We start from the raw sequence: 22,278 nt of genomic DNA, 5'->3' as shown, positions 1-22,278 counted from the left end.
GCTTTATGGAAAACACGATCGTAGAACTCAAGTTTTCGTTAGATACATTTTATTTTTTAATGTCGGGTATTTTAGTAATGTGGATGGCAGCAGGTTTTGCCATGCTCGAAGCGGGCTTAGTGCGTTCAAAAAATACCACTGAAATTTTAACTAAGAACGTGGCGCTCTATGCCATCGCATGTACCATGTTCTTACTAGTTGGCTACAACATTATGTATGTAGACAACGCTGAAGGTGGCTTAATTCCATCTCTAGGGGGGCTTATTGGCACCCAAGCCGCTGATGCTAATCATTCTTTAGAATCTGACTTTTTCTTTCAAGTCGTATTTGTTGCAACCGCTATGTCGATTGTATCGGGTGCGGTTGCTGAACGCATGAAGTTGTGGGCTTTTCTAGCCTTTGCCGTAGTGTTAACTGGTTTTATCTACCCAGTTGAAGGTTACTGGACATGGGGCGGCGGTTTCTTATCTGAAATGGGTTTTGTTGATTTTGCAGGCTCTGCCATTGTTCACGGCACAGGCGCTGCTGCAGCACTTGCCGGTGTATTAATGCTCGGCGCTCGCAAAGGTAAATATGGTAAAAATGGTGAAATTTATCCAATTCCAGGCTCTAACTTACCATTGGCTACATTAGGTACATTTATTTTATGGATGGGTTGGTTCGGCTTTAATGGTGGTTCACAATTACTTATCTCTGATGCTGAAAACGCGACTGCAGTAGGTAAAATATTGTTAAATACTAACGCTGCTGCGGCAACCGGTGCCATTGCTTCACTGTTTGTTTGTAAAGTGTTGTGGGGTAAAGCAGATTTAACTATGGTACTTAATGGTGCGCTTGCTGGCTTGGTTGTTATCACTGCTGATCCATTATCACCGTCACCTTTACTTGCTTGCTTACTGGGTATTTTAGGTGGTTCATTAGTGGTGTTTAGCATTGTAGCACTAGACAAAGTTAAAATTGATGACCCTGTAGGTGCTATTTCAGTGCACGGTGTGTGCGGTATCTTGGGTATTCTCTTAGTGCCAGTATCAAATACTGATGCAACCCTAGTGAACCAGTTAATTGGCTTAGTATGTATCTTAGGTTTTGTATTTATTGCTTCACTTATTGTGTGGACAATACTTAAGAAAACCATGGGTATCCGGGTAACAGAGGAAGAAGAACTAAACGGTATGGATCAACACGATTGTGGCATTGATGCTTACCCTGAGTTTGTTTCGGTACGTAGTAACTAATTAAAAGTAAAAAGTTTTAAAATCATTGTGTGTTCAATACAAAGCCCTAATTTAGATTAGGGCTTTTTTTGTACTTACGCAGAGGCTAAATTTTTTTAATTAAAGTTTATTAAAACAGCAAAAATCACAATAAGTAACTATGCTTAAAATTAGTCCAACTACAAATAAGGTTAAGCATGGATAACAAACTATTACTGATTATTTTGTCTATATTCTTACCACCTGTTGCTGTGTTTTTGAAAGCGGGTGTGGGTAAAGATTTGATTATTAATATTGTCTTGTGCTTTATATTTTTTATACCGGCAATGATCCACTCATTGTGGTTGTGTACACGCTAAAATTAAGCCACCGCAACTGAGGTTAAAAGATTTAATGCCCAAAGTTCGGGGCAAGTAGTTTCAGTCAAGGTTAATTTTGCAGGTGTTAGGCTATATGCTAAGCTCGCACCTGTAAATTTAACTCTGGAAATAAATAGCAACGTCAATGGCTGATAAAAAAGACTCCCGCTCCACTAAAACTCCATCAAAACGCCCGGCAAAGAAAGCACCAAGCACAGCGTCTAAGTCGGTGAAAAAAACTTCGACTAAAAATACGTCTGCAGCGAATATAAAAAAACGTGGAATTGGTCGCAAAGTCTGGTCTATTTTTTGGAAACTAAGCTTAGCTGGTATTGTTGCGATGGGCTTATATTTAATTTATCTAGATGCCAAAATTACGCGTCAATTTGAAGGTAATAAATGGCAATTACCAGCACAAGTTTATGCACGAGCAATGGGTTTTTACCCAGGACAATTCTTATCTAGCCAAGAAGTGGTGTGGGAGCTTGATAGGCTAAACTATTCATCGGTCAATCAGTTAAGTCGAACTGGTCAGTATGTAAAAGCGGGCGATAGTATTAAAATCTTCCGTCGTGAATTTGAATTTTATGATGGCTTAGAGCAAGCACAGGTTATTGAGTTACGCTTTGCAGGACAAAAACTCGCGAGTATTAAAGATAAGTTTGGCAGGCGTTTAAACAATGCTCGATTAGAGCCAGTACAAATTGCGCGCATAGGCAATGATTCAAAACAAGATCGAGAGTTTGTGCCGTTGGATAAATTCCCGCCGATGCTTACAGATACATTATTAGTGGTTGAAGATCAGAACTTTTATCAGCACCACGGTGTATCCGTGTTTTCGATTATGCGGGCTTTATACAGCAATATTAAAGCAGGGCGTACAGTTCAAGGCGGTAGTACGTTAACCCAGCAGCTGGCAAAAAATATTTATTTAACCCGTGATCGTACGCTGGTCCGTAAATTTAACGAAGCGTTGATCGCGTTAATTTTAGATTATCGCTATTCAAAAGATCAAATTTTAGAAGCTTATCTAAACGAAGTATACCTTGGTCAATCGTATAACCAAGGTGTGCATGGCATGGGCTTAGCTTCTGAGTTTTACTTCTCTAAGCCTGTTGATGAGCTTGAATTCGATCAAATTGCACTACTCGTTGCGATGGTGAAAGGCCCTTCATATTATAATCCACGCCGTTATCCTGAACGCACTATGGAACGTCGTGATTTAGTGCTACGTTTGATGGTTGATAATAAATTAATTGATACCCGCGAATACCGTGCTGCATTAAAGCGGCCAATTGATATTGCACCTATGAAAGACAGCTTGCCTAAATCGTATCCTGGTTATTTAGAGCTGGTGGATCGTGAGCTGAAAAAATTACTACCGGACCAAGAAGTACTCGATGCGGGCGTGCGTGTATTCACTTATTTTGATCTCCAAAAACAAGCGGCAATGGAAGAGGCAATTGAAAAAAGCCTACCTTACCTTGAAAAACGCGCCACGACAGAGCAGCTTGAAGCGGCGATGATCTCAGTGAATGTAGAGAAAGGCGGTATATCTGCTTTAGTTGCGGGACGCGATCCGCGCTTTTTAGGTTTTAACCGCGTACTTGATACTAAGCGCAACATAGGCTCGTTAGTTAAACCGGCTGTGTATTTAACAGCTTTGTGTTTACCGCACTATAACTTAGCTACTTTGTTAGATGACTCGCCAGTACAAGTGACTAATGAGCAAGGCAAAGTATGGCAACCAGAGAATTTTGATCATCAATATCGCGGTATGCTGCCACTATATAAAGCGTTTAGTCAAAGTATCAATATTCCTGCGGTAAACTTGGGACTTGATGTCGGGGTTGATAAAGTAGCGAACACACTCAATAAACTCGGCGCTAAAGAGCAAATATCACATTATCCATCATTACTGCTTGGTGCCGTTGAAATGTCGAGCTTTGAAGTCGCACAGCTTTATACCACGTTGGCGGCTGATGGCGAATACCGTCAATTAACATCTATTTCGGCATTAACCGACTCTGTTGGGCGTGTGCTTTATCAGCATCAAGTTAGTTCTGAACCGCGTTTTGATAAAGCCGCTGTTTATATGACTAAATACGCGATGAAGCGAGTCACCAAAGATGGCACTGCTAAACGTTTAAATGCCCATTTCCCATCAATTCAGCTGGCTGGTAAAACGGGCACCAGTAATGATCTACGTGATAGTTGGTATGCAGGGTTTGATCAAAATACAGTAACCGTTGCTTGGCTTGGTCGTGATGATAATAAAAGTACAGGCTTAACGGGCAGTGTTGGTGCATTAGAAACGTATATTCGTTATCTTAAGCCGCTCAACCCTGAGGCAATAGCAGATACTCGTCCGCCTTCAATTCGCTGGGCTTTTATTAATGAATTAACGGGTAAGCAAGCGCCACCGGGCTGCGGTAAAGTAATTCAACTGCCACTTAGAGCCAGTGAATTTGAGCCAAGGCCTAGCTGTCAGTAAAGTAATTACTGGAGCAGGTATTTATTTTAGACATAAAAAAAGCCCTTGCGGGCTTTTTTATGTTTAATAGTTTAAAGCTTAGCAAAAGCTCTTTTTGCTGCTGCAATTGTATCGGCAATTTCTTGCTCAGAGTGTTCAGAGCAAACAAAACCAGCTTCAAATGCTGATGGTGCTAAATACACGCCTTCTTCAAGCATCAAGTGAAAGAACTTTTTAAAGCGTTCTAAATCGCACTGAGTTGCTTGTTGGTAAGTGGTTACTTTCTCTTGTTCAGTAAAGAAGAAGCCATACATACCACCGGCATAGTTAGTTGTTAGGGCGATGCCTGCAGCTTTTGCTGCGGCTTCAAAACCTTCACAGATTGCTTTACTTTTTGCTTCAAGATCAGCATGTAGTCCTTCAACGCACAGTAACTCTAGCGATTTTAGACCTGCAGCCATAGCAATTGGGTTACCTGATAAAGTGCCTGCTTGGTAAACTGGGCCAACAGGAGCGATGTAATCCATGATCTCAGTTTTACCGCCGAACGCGCCTACTGGCATGCCGCCGCCAATCACTTTACCTAAACAGGTTAAGTCTGGAATGATGTTGTAATAGGCTTGTGCACCACCTAGGGCTACGCGAAAGCCGGTCATTACTTCATCAAAAATAAGCACTGATTTATATTCATCACATACTGCACGCAGGCCTTCTAAAAAGCCTGGTACTGGTGGAATACAGTTCATGTTACCAGCAACTGGCTCTACGATAATACAGGCGATTTCGTCAGCGTATTTGGCAAAAATAGCTTTTACTTCATCAAGGTTATTAAACGAAACAGTTAATGTATGCTTGGCAAAATCTTCAGGGATACCTGGCGAGTTTGGTACGCCCATAGTCAATGCGCCAGAACCCGCTTTCACTAATAATGAATCAGCATGTCCGTGGTAACAGCCTTCAAACTTTAAAATTTTATCGCGGCCAGTAAAGCCGCGAGCAAGGCGAATTGCACTCATGGTCGCTTCTGTGCCAGAACTTACCATACGAACTTTTTCGATTGATGGTACTAGCTCTTTTACTTTTTCAGCCATTAGAATTTCAGCTTCTGTTGGCGCACCGTAACTTAGGCCATTTTCTACCGCATCAAGCACTGCTTGTTTGATAGCTGGGTGATTATGACCCATGATCATCGGGCCCCATGAGCCAACATAATCAATATAACGGTTGCCGTCAGCATCAAATGTAAATGGGCCTTGGGCTTTGGTAATAAATAGCGGTGTGCCGCCAACGCCATTAAATGCACGTACTGGAGAGTTAACGCCACCGGGAATCGATTGTTGTGCGCGGGCAAATAAATCTTGGCTAATTGTCATAAAAAATCCTATTAGTTGTCACGTTAAAATTAACTATCGCGTTTACGGCTAAACCAAGGCACAGCAACTTCGTATTGCTCTACTTTATCGGCAACATCGAGTGTCAATGCAAACAGCGCCATGCGAATTAACACGCCATTTTGTACTTGGCGGAAAATAGCTAAATTGTCATTAAGGTTTAAATCGTTATCAAGCTCATTGGCTTCTATACGACTATCGCGTGGTAATGGGTGCATTAACACGGAGTTTGGTTTGCAGTGGGTGTTATAAATTGATTGGCTAATTCTAAAACCACCACGGTATTTATTGGCTTCTTCTTGCGATGGGAAGCGTTCTTCTTGGATACGGGTTTGATAGACGATATCGGCGGCTAAGTTACCTTCCATTTTATCGACGATTTCAATTTTATGGCCCGCATTATCGACGGCATCAAGAATATAGCTAGGCATTTGTAAGCCATCAGGTGCCACCATCGAAAATTTTATATCTTTATAATGACATAATAATTTTGATAATGAATGCACGGTACGACCGTATTTTAAATCACCAACAAGGGCGATATGCATACCATCTATTTTTTGATCGAAGCGATGTAGTTCACGCTCAATTGTCAATAAATCAAGTAATGCTTGAGTTGGGTGCTCGTTAGGGCCATCGCCACCATTGATCACCGGCACTGAGCAGCCAGTAGCAAATTCAGCAACTGAGCCTGCATCAGGATGGCGCATAGCGACCGCATCGGCGTAAGCTGAAATAACGCGCGCGGTATCGTATAAAGACTCGCCTTTGGCTAATGCAGAGCTTTGCATCCCCGTTGTTTCACGAACCAAACCACCTAATAAATTAAAGGCTGTACCAAAGCTTACGCGGGTACGGGTACTTGGCTCAAAGAATAAGTTTGCTAAGATTGCGCCTTCTAATACATTGGTGCGTTTTTGCTTTTTAGCATACGGCTCCATTTTTTTGGCTACTGCAAAAATACGTTCAATACAGTCGCGATCGAGCTGATTGACAGAAAGAATATTTTCACCTTGGAAACTTAACATGGGGGCTGTTCCTATCACATTCAAAAGGGGCGCGATTAACCATCTTCGATGGGCACGCAATCGCGCAATATTATACCCAAACCACCTCAAGAAGCGAGTTTCTGCATCTTGAAGTGGTTTGGGTATATAGCAAATTTTACAAGCTGGGTTTAGTTATAGCTAAAAATACGATGACTAATAGCACTAATACCGGTAGTTCGTTAAAAATACGATAAAAGCGGTGGCTGCGAGTATTACGGTCGTGTTTAAAATCCGCCAGTAATTTAAAACAATAGCCATGGTAAATGTATAGCACGATCACTAATACTAATTTGTAGTGCATCCACATGCTGTATTTAAACCAGTCGCGGCCATATTCAACAATTGTCAGCACGCCAAACACCGCCGTTAGTACTGCAAATGGCGTCACAAAATACAGTAACCGTCGCTCCATCACTTTGAGCATAGAGTTACAGGACTTTTCTTCGCTCATAGCGTGATAAACAAAGAGGCGGGGTAAGTAAAATATGCCAGCAAACCAGGCAATCATAAAAAATACATGTAAGGCTTTATAGATCAGTAGCGCGCTCATAATGTTCTCTTATTGTTAGTTACAGTAAGCTATTACGTATGGTAAGAATGTGGCGGATCTGATCCCAGCGCATTATTCCCATAATTTGTTGATTATCGAGTAAGTTATAAATATACACAGCTCCGCTGCGCTTATCTTTTAATACATCAAACACATCGGCCAAAGTAGCTTGACTGCTGATCCCTTGCAAGCTGATGTAGTTGATCGAAATATTTTGATCTGACATTAAACTTAAATCATATTCTGCAAGGCGATAACCATTTTCAGGATCATAAACAATTAACGGGGTTTGGCTATCAACAGCATTTAAGGTGCTTTCTATTTGTTCTTTATCATCTGAATAGAGTAGTTTGAAGTTTTCATCCATCTCGTCCATTACCCCGACTTTTTGCAGTGCTTCGGTGGCAGGGGAGACATGATAGGCTAAACCTTGAAAGTCGAGCTGCTGTAAAAATATCGACCGATTGCCAAATACTTGTAATGCGGTGACGTATGCCGCTGAGATAACTAACATGGCCGGCACGATTATTTCAGGACTTGAGGTTAACTCCATTACCGTAGTTAAAGCAGCCAGTGGAGCATGTAAGGTGGCAGCTAATAAGCCTGCCATGCCTAAGACGCTATAAGTACCAGAGATATCAACGCCGGGACTAATAAATTGTGCAAAAAAGGCCATTAAAGTGCCCATCAGTACGCCTAAACCAATCACTGGGCCAATGATCCCGCCGGGAATACCCAAGCCAATGGCAAATAATGTCGCCAGTAATTTAGCAATTAAAATAGTGGTTAATAGTTGCACATCATCAGGGCTTTCTACGGCCAAAGTTATTGCACTCATACCAGAACCCATCGCTTGTGGCACCATATAAGCAATGCCGCCAGCAATCAGACCTGCCAGCAATAAACGTGGAAACATACTCAAAGGTTTGAAGGTACGAATGATCAACATTAGATTTTGGTTAAAAGCATAAGCAACCGCGCCCAAAGCCATACCAAACAGGATTAAAAATGGATAGTGCCAGCCACTTAATGCCGTCACTGTGATCAGTGCTAATTCTGATGCGTCACCAAATACAAACTGCGTCGCCAGTGCACCAGTGACTGCAGCGAGCATTATTGGCACAAATATATGTACTTTGTATTCCCTAAGCACCACTTCCATCACAAAAATAACAGCTGCAAGTGGTGTATTAAATGATGCGGCAATACCAGCTGCAACCCCGCAACCGCTGAGTGTCCGCATGGCGTTATGAGGCAAATGTAATTTATCGGCCAGCAAACTTGCACCGGTTGCGCCCATATGTACAGATGGCCCTTCACGGCCAACCGAGAAACCACTGATCAATGCCAGTGCACCACCGACAAATTGATTTACCGTGTTGTATAACGGCATTTGCCCGTAATGGCGTTTAATACGGTGAATAACAAAGGGAATACCTAATCGATAATGTTTAAAACCAGTCAAAGCAGCAAATAGCGCAATTAAAAAGGCAGCAATAATAGGCATTAAAACCCGCTCAAGAGGCGGTAAGGTAGTAAAATCGTCAGGATTTTCAAGGAACAAACCTTGGAAAAATAGAATAGTTAAGCGAAATAGAATGATCAAAAACGCCGCAATGAGTCCAGCACTTACGCCGAGTAAGCACAATTGCACCGATGTTTTTGGCTTTGCCAAGCGACGCCTAAGCGTTTCAAGCCACATGCATATTTCCTCGCCACCTATTTCAGCGGGCAGTTTATCAAAAGTGTGACAGTAAGTCCTTTTGATTTTAGAATTATCTACACATAACCAAGGATTTACTCTTGGTTAAATTAGTGGGCCGAGTGATGACTAGAGGCCCGATATTAGTAATGAAAGAAAATATTTTACAGGTCATATTAAAAGTAAAAGTTAGGTCGCAGCTCTATCGATCAGTTATAGCTGCACCGCCATCTTCCTAGCAAAACTTCTTATTAGCTTAATTTAGGTTTATCAATTGTACTTAAGCAATTTTTTAAATTGATTAGATTAACTAGGTTGTTTATTATTTAGGTACTTTTATTTTAGCTAATGTAATCTTAGAGTCTACATTTTGTTACATACTCAGCATCTTGATACGTTTTTTTAGGTATCAAAGAATATAATGGATGGGTGATTAATCAATAAGGAAGTCGGCGTAAATGTATTCACCGCTCAAACACCTACTAGTCGTTATTTTATTATTTTGTTTTTCGTCTTTTAGTTATGCCGCAGACTTAACAAGAGAGATTGGTTTAAATATCGATAAAAGCAGTGAGCCTGAAAATTTTTTTGAAGTCGGTTTAGGACTAAATGCTTTTAATCGTTCAATTATTAATGTTGATGATAAAGAAGATCTTGATATCGGTATCACACTCATCGGAAGTTATAATTGGCATAACTTTTTTGTCGATTTTGCCAACCAAGCGCCTGATTCACTTGTTTTTGGCTACACCGCATACAATAGAGAAAACTGGTCATTCGATGTTATTTTAACAGGACCAGGCTCAGGGTTAAGAAAAAAAGAAAACCAAGTTAATTTTGAAGGTATAGAAGAGCGGGATGTGAACATTATGATCGGAGGTCGATTAACGGGCTACATTGGTGAAAATGTTGTGCAATTGACTCTTAAACAAGGTTTAACGAGCAGAAATGGCGGTGCTGTAGCCTCTGCTCTCATTGGTCGCAACTGGCAAATAAGAAATTTGAACTTTCATAGCATTTTCGCGCTGTCGTTTCGCCAAGCCAAGCTTAATGACTATTATTATGGCGTTTCAGAAGAAGAAGCTGCAAGGACTAATTTTGCAGCATATGACGGCAAATCCTCCCTCAATTTTGATTCATCAATAGGCTTAACTTATCCTATTTCAGAAAACGTATTGCTGCGTGCAGAAGTTTTCTTTGGTTCGGAATTCGGTTACAACGAAAGCCCGCTATTTAGTAAGCAACAAGACTTTTATACTGGTATAAGTTCAAGCATTAGTTATGTATTTTAAGTGGATAAACAATGACGCTAACTAATCAAACAAGCTTACAGAGTAAACTTATTATTTACTTGGGCTTATTTTTTCTGTTTCAGTTGGCAATGAGTAGTGCATACGCAGCGAACCATTCGCGCAAAGAAAACGAATTACTTGTTACACCTAAGCGTTGTGTTGCACTGCGAAAAGGGCAAACGTGTTATCAGCAGGTTACTTTTAAATGGCATCAAGAAGAGCTTGGCGATTATTGCTTAGTCGAGCTGTCTGAGTTGCGTAACGTAGAATGTTGGACGCAAGTCAACAATGCTGAATTCAGTTTTGATTTTCAATCAGATTCAACTCGTCACTACGCGCTTCGAAAAAGTAAACAGAATAACAATATCGCTACGGTTATTATTACAGTGTCATGGGTATTTGAATCCTCTAAACGGCCTAAATCAAGGTGGAAGTTATTTTGATCGAACAGATAAATCCTCAGCATATAATGTTAGTTGAAGACGATATGTCTTTGGCCGAATGGTTTAGTGATTACTTAACTGAACATGGTTATTTGGTTACTTTAGTTAATCGGGGGGATATGGCGGTTGAATTAATCAAAAGCGATATTCCAGAACTTGTTGTGTTAGATATTATGTTGCCTGTAAAAGATGGTTTTGATGTATGCAAAGAAGTACGTAACTTTTATCATGGGCCTATTTTAATGATGACTGCCCGTGATGATGAAATGGACGAAGTTTTGGGGTTAGAATTAGGGGCTGATGATTATGTAACAAAACCGGTGAAACCACGGGTATTGCTATCTCGAATTAAAGCTTTGTTACGACGCTTAAAAACCCATCATAACACTGCAAATCTAACCGAAAATCATATACAAATTGGTAAGTTGAGTATTGATGCTAATTCTCGTGCTACTAGGCTACACGATCAGCCTGTTGCAATTTCATCTAACGAATTTGATTTACTTTGGTATCTAGCGCAATCTGCAGGTCAAGTTGTTAGCCGTGCGGAGTTGTTTAATCAACTCAGTGGTATTGATTATGACGGGTTTGATCGCCGTGTTGATATTATTGTATCTAGATTAAGAAAAAAGCTTGGTGATGATGCTAATAACCCATGCAGGATCAAAACTGTGTGGGGTAAAGGGTATTTATTTGTAGCAGACGCTTGGTCCTAATGTGAAGAAGCTGATCGTCTCATTAGTCGTCGTAATACTCTCTGCAATTATATTTTTAGGCTGGGGTTTAGATAGTTTTTTTAACGAGTATCAGCATAAAAAAAACACGGATGAATTTAGCCCTTATAGGCAAATAATTAACTCATTAGCAAATACGCTTGAAGAAACGGGTAATCTTGCACAATTTGTAAGCGCCTGGCAACAGCAAAACCAGCAACAACTAACACTAACGCCCATATCTGAATTTCCTTTACCTATTAGTTTGCGAGATAGTTTCAGTCAGGGCCATCCTCTGGTTCTTGAATCTGCTGAGTTGATCACCGTAAATAAGCTATTACAAACTCAGCAACAAGTATTGACGCTCAGTATCCCACAGCAAGGCAAGCAACAAGATAATCTCGCGCTACAAATTATTTTAACAACCATATTTTATTTGGGGGTTTTACTGTGTGCCTTTATTTGGCTTGGCCCTTTAATTAAACGATTACAGCTACTAAGAAATACGGCAAAACGCTTTGGTGAAGGTGATTTCTCTGCTCGTATTAATATTTCAAATTCGTCTTATATAATTGATATTGAAAATGAGTTTAATTTTATGGCGGAGCAGATAAATACTCTAATTAAGGATAACAAATTATTAAGTAACGCGGTGTCACATGATTTACGAACTCCATTAGCTCGATTGCGCTTTGGTATTGAAGCCCTTGGCGAGACGAATAACCCAAAAAACAAAGAAAAGTATGTCCGTCATTTGAGTCGAGATATTCAAGAAATGGAAAATCTCGTTGCCGTTTTACTTAATTACGCCAGTTTAGAGCAGAAAATGATTAAAGTTAAACGCATGCCTCTAAACTTAAATGCTTTGATAAAATCAGCTGTGCGTAACCTTACTTCAAGTGATGCTTGTTCGGTTGCAATGGATATAGCCAAATTAGCCAAGGAAAATATAATCATTGATGGTGATGAGAATTATTTAGCAATGTTAATTAATAATCTACTTTCAAATGCACAGCAATATGCAGCTAAGCACGTGCGGATAACAACACAGCAAACATGTAATAGTGTGAGCATGTGTATTGAAGACGATGGCCCAGGCATTTCAAAAGAAATGCGCGAACACGTATTTAAACCGTTTACCAGAGGTGAAAGCGACACCGTTCAACAAGGTTATGGAATGGGGTTAGCTATTGTTGTTAGAGTTGCCGCATGGCATGGTGGCAAAGTGTCTATTAGTCAATCAGAAGTGTTAGGTGGAGCTAAGTTTAAGGTGGTTTTTAAGCGAGCATCACACTGATTAGACTTAAAAACTCATCGCTGCTAAGTACTGAACCTGAGCTTCGGATAATAAATCTATCATCAGCAGCTATTTTCAACGCTAACTGCGTTGAATTTACTTACAATAGGCGAGCTATTTACGCGTAAATTCGCCTTGTTCTCCCTGAGAACTTCCGGCTGAAGAATAAAAATATTCATTTTAAATCAATTTATTAGCAAGTATCTTAACCAAAGTTCAGGTTATTTAATTCACATATGGCGTTTCCTTTCTTAAAGTTTCATCATTTTGGCATACTTTGCAAAGAAGATGTTGTATCAGAGTGTCGTAATCAAAGTTAATTATTCCTCATAAATTACCGCAACAAATTTGTACATAAAGCTACATTCTAAAAGTTTTGAACGCACATCCGTACACGTCACAACATCTTCATACAGCTCTGATTTTTTCATCAGGTTAAGCTATTTCCTAACAATGGAATGGGCTAAAAACAAGATGCAAAAAATTACATTTACTTATTTATTATCAAAGTTTTATTCACTAAATGAAACCATGGGGAAAGCTAAAGAACAACGTATTATCTCTCCTTTTACTTTATTACTCAGCTGCTCAGTATTTATCGTTTTAATGGCAAATACAGTGTTCTTTGACAAACTAAACGCTTTATATTCTTGGCAAGAAAACTTGAGTTTTATTATCTCGTTAAGTCTGTTGCTTTTGAGTCTTATTCTTTTCGTGATGTTTGTTCTTAATATTTTACTACCCACCAAAGTCGTGGTGTTTGTGATGCTATTGATTGCTGCAATGGTTGATTATTATGGCGTTGTATTAGGGGTGTTGGTTGACAAAACGATGATCCAAAATGTTGCTGAAACCAACCTCGCTGAAGCACAAGAAATAATTAATTTAGGATTGTTCAGTCGAGTTATATTTATGGCTATTTTACCCGCGGCTTTATTGTTATTTATACAAGTGAAAAATATCACTTGGTTACAACGACTGCGTCAACAGGCTATCAGTATTACCATGATTATGGTGTTGATCCCCATACTTATCGCGCCGTTTAGTGCGCAATACACCAGTTTTTTTCGTCTACATAAAGAGCTTCGTTATTACACTAATCCTTTATATCCAATTTACTCGGTATTCGATTATTTAGCAGAACAAACCGCATCACTAAACTCGAAACAGTTTATCAGCCTCACGACACAGATAACTAAAAGTAGCAGCACGCGAAAACCTAAATTAATGATTTTAGTGGTCGGTGAAGCAGTAAGGGCTGACCACCTCAGTTTAAATGGTTATTCACGCGACACTACGCCAAATATGTCAAAGCAAGCGGGACTCATTAATTTTAGCCAAGTGAGTTCCTGCGGTACGTCAACAGCAGTGTCTGTGCCTTGTATGTTTTCATTTTTTGGTCGTGATGATTTTACTGTGAGCAAAGCTAAGTATACTCAAAACGTTCTTGATGTACTCGCTGCAAGTTCAGTGAGAGTAAGCTGGCGTGACAACAACTCTAGCTCAAAGGGTGTTGCCGATAGGCTGATGTATCAAAGCTATCGCAGTTCAGAGGTTAATACAGTATGTGATGTGGAATGCCGTGACGTTGGCATGTTGGTTAATTTACAGCAATACGTTGATCAACACACCCAAGACACCGTTATTGTTTTACACCAAATGGGTAATCACGGGCCTGCTTATTTTAAACGTTACCCGAACGAGTTTGAGTTTTTTACACCTGCTTGCCAATCAGCAGAGTTATCAGAGTGCAGTCAGCACGAAATAATTAATGCATATGACAATGCAATCCGTTATACAGATTATTTTTTAGCTGAAGTGATCAAGCTTCTGCAAGCCAATTCTGTGCAATATAACACCGCTATGCTGTATGTCAGTGATCATGGTGAGTCACTTGGTGAAAACGGGCTTTATTTACATGGTATGCCTTATGCTTTTGCGCCCGATGCACAAACACATGTCCCTATTATTTCTTGTTTTTCAGCTCCTTATATTGATATTGAAAAAACTAAAGCACATCAGGATGACGCTTATTCACATGACACCATTGCGAATACTCTACTGACCTTTTTTGAAGTTAATACCAACATTGCTGATGAGTTTAAAGTAACCCCGCCTCTTTTTTATCTAAAGCCGAAGGGGGACGATAAATGAACACTATAAAATTGTCTCAACAGTTGCACCATAGTGAGTTTAATATAGGTAGTGAGCTAAGCTCTCGATTTAAAAAGCTAATCAATCAAGGAATTAAAGCCAGCTTTATAGCGTTTTTTATTAATAGCTTTACTGTAAGTGGTCAGGAAGTTGAGTGCGCGTCAAAAGCTGATAGTGAAGAGTTTGTTACGATAGATAAGCTCACACTTATTAGCCATCCTGTATTTGATGAGAGTCAACCAGACAGCTTATATCTGCACAGTTTAGCTAACTGGTTACATATTAATACCCAACAGCATGTTGTGGAAAAGCTACTTCCTTTTGCTCAGGCTGACGTTATTTCTAGATCGCAGTTTGCTGAGACTGAGCGCATACTTAATCAGTATTCGTTTTTGCGTAAAAGTCGAGTTAGCTTGATTGAGGATTGCGAGAGTCAGCAAGAAAATGAGCTTAAAGTTGAAACGTGGGATACTTGGTCACTAGTACCTTATATTAGTTTTGGTCGTCGTGCCGGCAATAATAAATATGCTTTTGGTTTTAAAGAAGATAATTTCTTAGGCTTAGGGGTTCATGCAGGTGTGCAATATAAAAAAGACCACCTGCGATCAGGCTATCAAGTTGCTTTTAGTATGCCGCTTAGTTTTCCTAAACAATCAACTGTTGAACTTGAATTTGCTGATAATGATGATGGACAAAAAACCTACCTTGCTTATTCAAAGCCCTTTTATCAGCAATCATCTAAGCAGCAACATTTGGCGTCAATACTCAAAGAAAATCGTCGTGACAGTATTTATCAAAATGGTGAGCTTGCATGGCAATTCTCTCATGAAGTTGAGCAGTCTACTTTAGCTTTCGGGCATTTAATAACTCAGCATCGATTAGGAGCGGTGCGAATGCATTTAGGGATTAACAAAGAGTTACATCGTTTTACAAGTTTGGATAGCGCGATATTAGCCGAATTACCTTCAGATAGAAGGTTCACCTTCCCTTGGATAGGTTTGGAATATAGCCAAGCAGATTATCAGATTTTCTCTAACATTCGCTTTATCGATCATCGTGAGGATATTAATTTAGGCTGGCAGTTAATAAGCAAAATAGGTGTAGATATTAGCTCATTAAATACTGATGAAAGCCAAGGTGTTCACCTTGAAAATATTTTATCCAAAGGTATGCAATGGCAAAACACGCTAATGCTGTTTTCTACAAATTACAAAGCTTATTGGCAGAGGGAGCAACCTGATCACCAACAAGTAGCAGCAGAGTTTGAATTGTATCAATACCTAACACCTCGTTGGGCCGGTTACTTTAAAGCGCAATGGCAAGCAGAAAAAAATCAATATCTTGATATACCGCTTGCTTTAGGTGGAGACACCGGAGTTCGTGGTTATGCAGAGCAATATCAACATGGTGAGTATTTATGGTCAGCAAGCGCCGAGCTGCGTTATAACCCCCATTGGGAGTTATATCAGTTGGTTAATGTTGCATGGGCAGCATTTGTCGATAGCGGTAAGGCGTGGGGGCAAACACCAGCAATTAATAGTACTGATACAACCTTACAGAGTATCGGTATTGGTGCAAGGTTGTTTTCATCTCATTCAAGTGAAGGCAATGTTGTTCATATGGATATTATTAAACCTCTTACGATGGGCCCTAATGTTGATAGTTGGCAGTGGCGGGTGCAAGTAAAACAAAGTCTTTAAATTCATTTTAACTATAATTAGGAATAACGATGAAAAACGTAATCAGTAGTGTAAATAAGCCTAATGGTAAAGGGATCAATCGAATTATTAAAGCCACACATTGCTCTTATAAGGGGTTTATAGCTGCATGGCAATATGAATCAGCATTTAGGCAGGAGTTTGTAATGGCTATAATATTACTACCATTTGCTATCATCTTGTCATCTTCGATAAGTCATTTATTTTTATTGATCAGTAGCTTAGTGTTCATTTTATTTGCCGAAATAATCAACTCGGCTGTTGAAGCGCTTGCTGATGCAGTTACGCTAGATCACAATATACTCATTGGTCGAGCGAAAGACCTTGGCTCAGCAGCAGTATTTATATCGTTAAGTATATTTACTACCGTATGGGGCTATGCCATCTATAGCTACCCATTTTGATACCAAAAAAGTATTAAAGTAGTAAATTAAAACCGCGCTTTTTCTGCTGATTGTGCTCGTTGCCATTATTCTGTTGTCAGGCTTAATTGGTATGAGATTTTAAATGTGCATATAGCGTCAAAGCTTAGTAAGTAAACGCTATACTTGATTAAAACACTCGGGTATTAGATAATCAAAACAATGTAGGTATAGAGGGTTATGGTATGTCAGAAGAATTACCCATTAAGTTCAGCGATGCAGCTGCTGTTCGCGTTAAACAGTTAATCGACGAAGAAGAAAATCCAGATCTAAAACTGCGTGTTTATGTAACAGGCGGAGGTTGTTCAGGTTTCCAATATGGTTTTACTTTTGATGAAAAAGCAAACCCAGGCGATTTAGAAATTGTAAAAAATGGCGTAACCTTAGTGGTTGACCCAATGAGTATTCAATATTTAGTTGATGGTGAGGTGGATTACACCGAAGGACTTGAAGGCGCACGCTTTTTTGTTTCCAATCCCAATGCAACTACCACCTGCGGGTGTGGCGCTAGTTTCAGCGTTTAAAGCAATTGATTAAAGCCGCAGCTAGCGGCTTTTTTATTACCTAAGACATCTTATTATCTAAAATTACTGCGTAGCTATTATTTCATTAAATGAAACCGATTTCGTAATGATTTTTAACGCGGGCAAAAAGTAGCTGAACAGCTTACTGAAGTATTCCCCACTCAATAATCCTCCTTAAAAACAAGGTCTAGATCCGCGTAGCAAGATTAAAATACTTACGTGAGTTCATACAATTATTCAGAGTTAATACTTCTAGATTATTGTCATTAATAGATGCTGTTGCTGGTGGCCTGAGCTTTGTACCTTATGTGGCTTTAGCCGTTATTTCTTGTTTATAGATGCTAATTGAACGTCAAATTGGCTTGCTTTAGGCTAAGTCACTCATTTATGTAGGGTGAGTGACTTGGAGCATTAGAATAAAAAAACCTAACACTATTGCAGAAAACGCTAAAATATATATAAAGCCTTTCTTACCTTGTTTGATCGGAACGCCATTTGCTTTAAGAAAAAAATACCAAACTAAGCAGAGGATAATGGGTAGTAAAAACAATAATCTGAACATAAACGCTTGCTCCTAACAATAAAGGGACAGTTAATAATGTAACTATTTAATTTATAAGTCAAAAATAATTAATCATAAAAAAGGTTTATTTAAATTAATTATTTGTTACATTAAAAAGGAACTAATTATAGAACGCGCGTTTTGTTGTGACTTTGACAATAAAGCTGCTCATCTATAATAGCTGATTCCTTAAATGGGGACTCAGCTGAAATTAGTTATTTCACATGAGTCTGAATAGTATATAATGTATCCAAGAGTGAGACGGGCAAATTTCACTCTTAATTAATTAACTTTAAATCATCTAGTAGGAGATGTTTTTTATGATGGGTAAAACAGTTTCTTCTGAAGAAAACTCAAAACTAACCAAGTGGCTTAAAACTAAGCGTCACGAGAAAGGTCACACAATGCGAAGCCTTGCTCAAGTACTTGGTACACCACATTCATTTATTGGCAAAATTGAAAACCAAGAGCGCCGTTTAGACGTAATCGAATTTTTACGTTATTGTGATGCATTAGAAGTCGACCCGTATGAAGGTTTAGGCTTATTAAAAGAAGACTAATATTTAGTTTCTTTTTGTAAGCGCAGGGAAGCGCTCTCATTGATGTGAAATGATTTCTTTCCCTTATTAATTCCTACCGTGATAACTATTTTCTAATTCATACAATTTATGCCGAATAAGATATAAGAATATTAGTGATGGTATTACCATCAGGGCAGTCAAAATAAAAAATAACGACCAATTTCCACCTAACCAATCATCAATCACCACACCGCTATAACTTGAAAGTAAGGTTCGTCCTAAATTTCCCAATGACGCTAATAAAGCATAATGTGTTGCGCTAAAAGCGCGATCACATAGCATAGATATAAATGCTACCATAGCAACTAATGACCATGCTTGAGTAAAGCCATCGACGACAATTGCCATTGCGTATAAGTGTTCTTGCGGGCCTGCGAGAGCGATCCAAGAAAACATTAAGTTAGAAGCAGCCATTGCCACACCGCTAATAAACAAACCTTTAACGATGCCGTACTTGTGATTAAAAATACTGCCTAAAAATGCGAACACAATGGTGATAAGCCCCGTGCCGAGCTTTGAATAGTTTGCTATTTGAGTGTTTGAAAAGCCGACTTCTTTATAAAACACAATCGACATACGGGCCAGAAATGCTTCACCAATTTTAAATAAAAAGATAAAAGCGAGCAGCGCAAGTGCAGTCTTCACGCCATTACGCGCGAAGAATGTTTTAAAAGGATCAAGTACAGTAACAGCCAACCATGCTGCAACTTTAGTTAATTGTGTTTGCTTACCAAGCGCCAGCTTTTGCCGATAAATACGTTCTAGCTCTGCATGTACAACTTCGCGGTTAGATTCAGGTTCTTTTGCCCAAAATACACAACTCATAAGTAATAACATCACAATAGCTAAAAAGTAATACACTTGTGGCCAGTCAATGCTTGGCATATCTGCCATATAAAACGGAATAGCACCTAGCAGAGCATAACCGCTCCACCAACCAGAAGTAGCCATTGCTGCTGCTGCGGTTGCTTTATGGCTTTCGTTTTCACTGAGGGTATCGATACGAAAAGCATCAATAGCAATATCTTGAGTCGCTGAGGCGATAGCAATTAATAAGCACAACGCAGCTGCGATGGCTAAATGCGCGGTGATATCTAATCCTGCCAGTAAAATAACTCCTAGCAAAATAAAGCATTGGCAAAATAGTATCCAACTACGGCGCTGGCCTAGCCAGTTATATAGCAACGGCAGTTTTATTCTATCGACTAAGGGGGACCATAAAAAATTAATGCTGTAAGCACCAAATACAATGCCAAATAAGCCAATCATGCTGCGACTGAGGCCTTCATCTTTTAGCCACGCAGACATCACGGAGCCTATGAGGACCCAAGGAAAACCGCTGCTCATACCAAAAATAAACACATTTATAAGTCGTTTATCTTTAAAGTACGAAAAATATTCTGATACCGACAAGCTTTTAGTCATAACGCCTTCATTGGCAATAGCGGTTTGGCCGCTATTTTTATTGTTATAGTGGGGTTGGCTCTAATACAGTTATATTTAAAATAACAACCGGGGTTTTTGGTACAAAGTCATAACCAATTTTTTCATTAAATCCCGTTTCAACTTGCATGATTTTATCAAGCGTTTCGTAGCCTTCCATTACCATACCGAACACGGCAAAGCCCCAGTCTTTACCTGGGTTTAGGTGGTCGTTATTGTCCATGTTAAAGAAAAACTGACGAGTACCAGAATGAGGTTGACGATCTTGATAGGCCATGGCGATACTGTACATATCGTTTTTTGAACCGTTACCGCTTTCATTAAAGATAGGTTCGCCTTCATAAACCCCGTCATATTCTTTATCGTAGCCACCGCCTTGAATGACAAAGTCTCGGTCGTTTTCTACATCACGTTCAACACGATGAAATACGGTGCCTTTATAGCTGCCATCCATCACATAAGTTAAAAAATTATTGACGGTGATAGGGGCTTTTGAGCGATCCATCTCGACTATGATTTTCCCCATTGTGGTAGTTATTTCAACTCGTGGGAACATATTGTTTTTTTGCACAAAGCGTCCTTCGGTCGCTGCCATTGCGGTTTGGCTAAGTTGCACTAATATAAATAATAAAAATAGACGTTTCATGGTTAACCTTCTAAAAATGCGAGTAATTCAGGGTCTGATACCATGCGGGTAATTAACTGCTCAGTCAACTTATTGAGTTGTCCTTCAATTTTTGCTCTATCGTGACCTAGTGGTCCTTCAAGGCTTGCATTACCACGGTAAATTTTACTGAAGTTACTATCGCTGCGAATAACACGCACACCTAATTCAATCTTTGCATTGCTGGTATGCGACATCATTTTTTCAGTAACTACGGCTTGCAGTGTATGAATATCAACTTCAAAACGAGTAGTCGCAAGATTTGAAATGCTTGCACCGTTTCGGCTAAGAGCGCTATCAAGGGCACTTTTAATTGATTCAGTAAGGCCTTGGCTGGCAATTGTTTGGGTTTTGTCTGAGGTTATTAATTTTAATGTTGCTGGGTCACCTCTAAGATCAATAACACTGGTACTTAAACTTTGATTAATTGAGCTTAATTTGCCACCTTGATAGAGCGGATTTAAGATCAATTGATTAGGCTGACTACTGCAAGCCGACAGTGATAATAAAGCACAACAAGGTAAAACATATTTCATCATAGCTATAGCATTCCATTATTTTTAGTGGCACTTAATACTACAAACTTTTTATTTGAACCAAGTAATTCACAATTGCCAAACATACGTTTTAGTTTGTCATGGTAGTCCAGGTGGCGGTTACCAATAATACGTAATTCTCCGCCATTTTTTAATGTGTCTTTGGCTTGTTTAAACATTTGCCATGCAATGTGATCTGTCACGGCTTGTGCTTGGTGAAAAGGCGGATTACATAACACTACATCGACACTTTCACGTTCAAAGCCCGTTAAGCAATCATTTTCAATAAAGCGGCATTGCTCAAACTTATCTTCCATATTGAGCTCTACAGTTAATCGTGCTGATTCAACCGCCATATATGATTCGTCCACAAAGGTAACTTCAGCGTTAGGGCAGCGTGCGAGTGTCATCAAACCCACCACACCATTACCGCAACCTAGATCAATAATACTTTTTGCTTTATTGGTTTGTGGTAAAAAGTCAAAAAAGAACCGTGCACCAATGTCCAGAGAATCCCGCGAGAACACATTGGCGTGATTACTAATGGTAAAATCAGTGCCTTCAAGAGGCCAATTAACAGGAAAATCAGCAGCTTTATAACCACCTTCCGCTTGGCTAATAATTAGGCGAGATTTTTTCACTGCTAAACTAGTTTTAGTTTCACCAATAAATTGCTCGAAAGCTTTAATTGTTGAATTATGAACATCTTTGGTTTTTGCTGCGCCAATAACCGGAGTGCCAGGTGCGAGTACTTCGCTGAGCTCAGATAATTGATATTGCAAGAAGCCCAATGTGCGTGGCACTTTTAAAATAACTAAATCAACGTGTTCAGGCAAAGCCGATAAGCTATCTAGCTGGCTAAATGCGGTGGTTGGTATTTTATTTTCTGCTAAGTTGTAAGCCGCCGCTTGGTGGCTAATATAAGAATCGTTTACTGAACAAACCGTTAATTGTTGTTTACTAAAATAACAAGACAAGGCTCCAAAACTATCATTTAAAATCAGCAAAGAGCGACAATCAGGATAATGTTCAGTAACATAGTCAATTAGGTACTCGTCTGCTGAATCCCAAGCTTGTAAGCTACGGTTTTTTTGATCCAAAGGAAAACGTTCAAGAGTAAATGTTTTATCGCCGAACTGTGCTTGCGTGGTCATAATAGTTAGTGATCAGTAATCAAATGATAGGTAAATT

Annotated in this window: 20 protein-coding genes; 12 read left to right on the top strand and 8 right to left on the bottom strand. The window is 39.4% G+C overall.

Translation table 11 applies throughout. The features are described 5' to 3' along the window. Window positions 1–5 precede the first annotated feature (5 nt). The 3 genes from H5163_RS06215 to mrcB all read left to right on the top strand — a co-directional run bounded on the left by H5163_RS06215 (window position 6) and on the right by mrcB (window position 4,067). The gene (locus tag H5163_RS06215) at window positions 6–1,235 is read left to right on the top strand and encodes an ammonium transporter (protein ID WP_145241280.1); all 1,230 of its coding nucleotides are present in this window, start codon (window positions 6–8) and stop codon (window positions 1,233–1,235) included. Between the two features lie 176 nt (window positions 1,236–1,411). Beyond that, complete coding sequence (locus H5163_RS06210; protein WP_145241282.1) at window positions 1,412–1,573, top strand: YqaE/Pmp3 family membrane protein; 162 nt, start codon at window positions 1,412–1,414, stop codon at window positions 1,571–1,573. Window positions 1,574–1,718: 145 nt separating this feature from the next. Continuing rightward, window positions 1,719–4,067, top strand: coding sequence for a penicillin-binding protein 1B (gene mrcB, locus H5163_RS06205; protein WP_182734686.1), 2,349 nt, complete (start codon window positions 1,719–1,721; stop codon window positions 4,065–4,067). 71 nt (window positions 4,068–4,138) lie between these two features. Here the strand turns inward: mrcB and hemL are convergent, their stop codons facing one another. From hemL to H5163_RS06185, 4 genes are all read right to left on the bottom strand, one after another. Continuing rightward, window positions 4,139–5,419 (bottom strand): glutamate-1-semialdehyde 2,1-aminomutase, encoded by a 1,281-nt coding sequence (gene hemL / locus H5163_RS06200; RefSeq protein ID WP_149982051.1) that lies wholly within the window; start codon window positions 5,417–5,419, stop codon window positions 4,139–4,141. Between the two features lie 29 nt (window positions 5,420–5,448). Continuing rightward, on the bottom strand, window positions 5,449–6,465 hold the full coding sequence (locus tag H5163_RS06195) for an aspartate carbamoyltransferase (protein WP_145241288.1): 1,017 nt from the start codon (window positions 6,463–6,465) through the stop codon (window positions 5,449–5,451). A gap of 136 nt (window positions 6,466–6,601) precedes the next feature. After that, window positions 6,602–7,036, bottom strand: a complete 435-nt coding sequence (locus H5163_RS06190) for a CopD family protein (RefSeq protein ID WP_145241290.1) — start codon at window positions 7,034–7,036, stop codon at window positions 6,602–6,604. A gap of 19 nt (window positions 7,037–7,055) precedes the next feature. After that, window positions 7,056–8,738 (bottom strand): chloride channel protein, encoded by a 1,683-nt coding sequence (locus tag H5163_RS06185; RefSeq protein WP_145241292.1) that lies wholly within the window; start codon window positions 8,736–8,738, stop codon window positions 7,056–7,058. A gap of 458 nt (window positions 8,739–9,196) precedes the next feature. Here H5163_RS06185 and H5163_RS06180 point away from each other — a divergent pair, with 458 nt between their 5' ends. The 9 genes from H5163_RS06180 to H5163_RS06140 all read left to right on the top strand — a co-directional run bounded on the left by H5163_RS06180 (window position 9,197) and on the right by H5163_RS06140 (window position 18,423). Further along, complete coding sequence (locus tag H5163_RS06180) at window positions 9,197–10,030, top strand: MipA/OmpV family protein (RefSeq protein ID WP_182734685.1); 834 nt, start codon at window positions 9,197–9,199, stop codon at window positions 10,028–10,030. 11 nt (window positions 10,031–10,041) lie between these two features. Then, entirely contained in the window at window positions 10,042–10,473 is a 432-nt protein-coding gene (locus tag H5163_RS06175; protein ID WP_259398234.1) for a DUF3019 domain-containing protein, read from the top strand. 26 nt (window positions 10,474–10,499) lie between these two features. Then, entirely contained in the window at window positions 10,500–11,189 is a 690-nt protein-coding gene (locus tag H5163_RS06170; protein WP_182734726.1) for a winged helix-turn-helix domain-containing protein, read from the top strand. Window position 11,190: 1 nt separating this feature from the next. Further along, a complete protein-coding gene (locus tag H5163_RS06165) occupies window positions 11,191–12,483 on the top strand; it encodes an ATP-binding protein (RefSeq protein ID WP_145241298.1) in 1,293 nt (430 codons plus the stop codon). 474 nt (window positions 12,484–12,957) lie between these two features. Next, window positions 12,958–14,637: a phosphoethanolamine transferase gene (locus H5163_RS06160; protein WP_182734684.1), complete on the top strand. Its 1,680-nt coding sequence runs from the start codon at window positions 12,958–12,960 to the stop codon at window positions 14,635–14,637. Next, entirely contained in the window at window positions 14,634–16,337 is a 1,704-nt protein-coding gene (locus H5163_RS06155) for a ShlB/FhaC/HecB family hemolysin secretion/activation protein (protein WP_182734683.1), read from the top strand. The genes H5163_RS06160 and H5163_RS06155 overlap by 4 nt, the downstream gene beginning before the upstream one ends. Before the next feature lie 29 nt (window positions 16,338–16,366). Next, entirely contained in the window at window positions 16,367–16,759 is a 393-nt protein-coding gene (locus tag H5163_RS06150; RefSeq protein ID WP_145241304.1) for a diacylglycerol kinase, read from the top strand. A 203-nt stretch (window positions 16,760–16,962) separates the two neighbouring features. Beyond that, entirely contained in the window at window positions 16,963–17,301 is a 339-nt protein-coding gene (gene erpA, locus H5163_RS06145; RefSeq protein WP_058560150.1) for an iron-sulfur cluster insertion protein ErpA, read from the top strand. Between the two features lie 882 nt (window positions 17,302–18,183). Then, window positions 18,184–18,423 (top strand): helix-turn-helix domain-containing protein, encoded by a 240-nt coding sequence (locus H5163_RS06140; protein WP_016708680.1) that lies wholly within the window; start codon window positions 18,184–18,186, stop codon window positions 18,421–18,423. 66 nt (window positions 18,424–18,489) lie between these two features. Here the strand turns inward: H5163_RS06140 and H5163_RS06135 are convergent, their stop codons facing one another. From H5163_RS06135 to H5163_RS06120, 4 genes are read right to left on the bottom strand one after another with little or no spacing between them, the layout of a single operon-like run. After that, window positions 18,490–19,869 carry an AmpG family muropeptide MFS transporter gene (locus H5163_RS06135; protein ID WP_145241306.1) on the bottom strand — a complete coding sequence of 460 codons (1,380 nt, stop codon included), beginning with the start codon at window positions 19,867–19,869 and terminating at the stop codon, window positions 18,490–18,492. Window positions 19,870–19,912: 43 nt separating this feature from the next. Beyond that, on the bottom strand, window positions 19,913–20,533 hold the full coding sequence (locus H5163_RS06130) for a peptidylprolyl isomerase (protein ID WP_145241308.1): 621 nt from the start codon (window positions 20,531–20,533) through the stop codon (window positions 19,913–19,915). Between the two features lie 2 nt (window positions 20,534–20,535). Beyond that, the gene (locus H5163_RS06125; protein WP_182731490.1) at window positions 20,536–21,090 is read right to left on the bottom strand and encodes a YajG family lipoprotein; all 555 of its coding nucleotides are present in this window, start codon (window positions 21,088–21,090) and stop codon (window positions 20,536–20,538) included. Between the two features lie 2 nt (window positions 21,091–21,092). Beyond that, window positions 21,093–22,241 carry a methyltransferase gene (locus H5163_RS06120; protein ID WP_145241311.1) on the bottom strand — a complete coding sequence of 383 codons (1,149 nt, stop codon included), beginning with the start codon at window positions 22,239–22,241 and terminating at the stop codon, window positions 21,093–21,095. Window positions 22,242–22,278 lie beyond the last annotated feature (37 nt).

The organism is Pseudoalteromonas sp. SG44-8, from assembly GCF_014164125.1.
Classification (GTDB): domain Bacteria; phylum Pseudomonadota; class Gammaproteobacteria; order Enterobacterales; family Alteromonadaceae; genus Pseudoalteromonas; species Pseudoalteromonas rhizosphaerae.
Note: the sequence above shows the minus strand (reverse complement) of the source record. Positions and strands in the feature narration are given on the sequence as shown.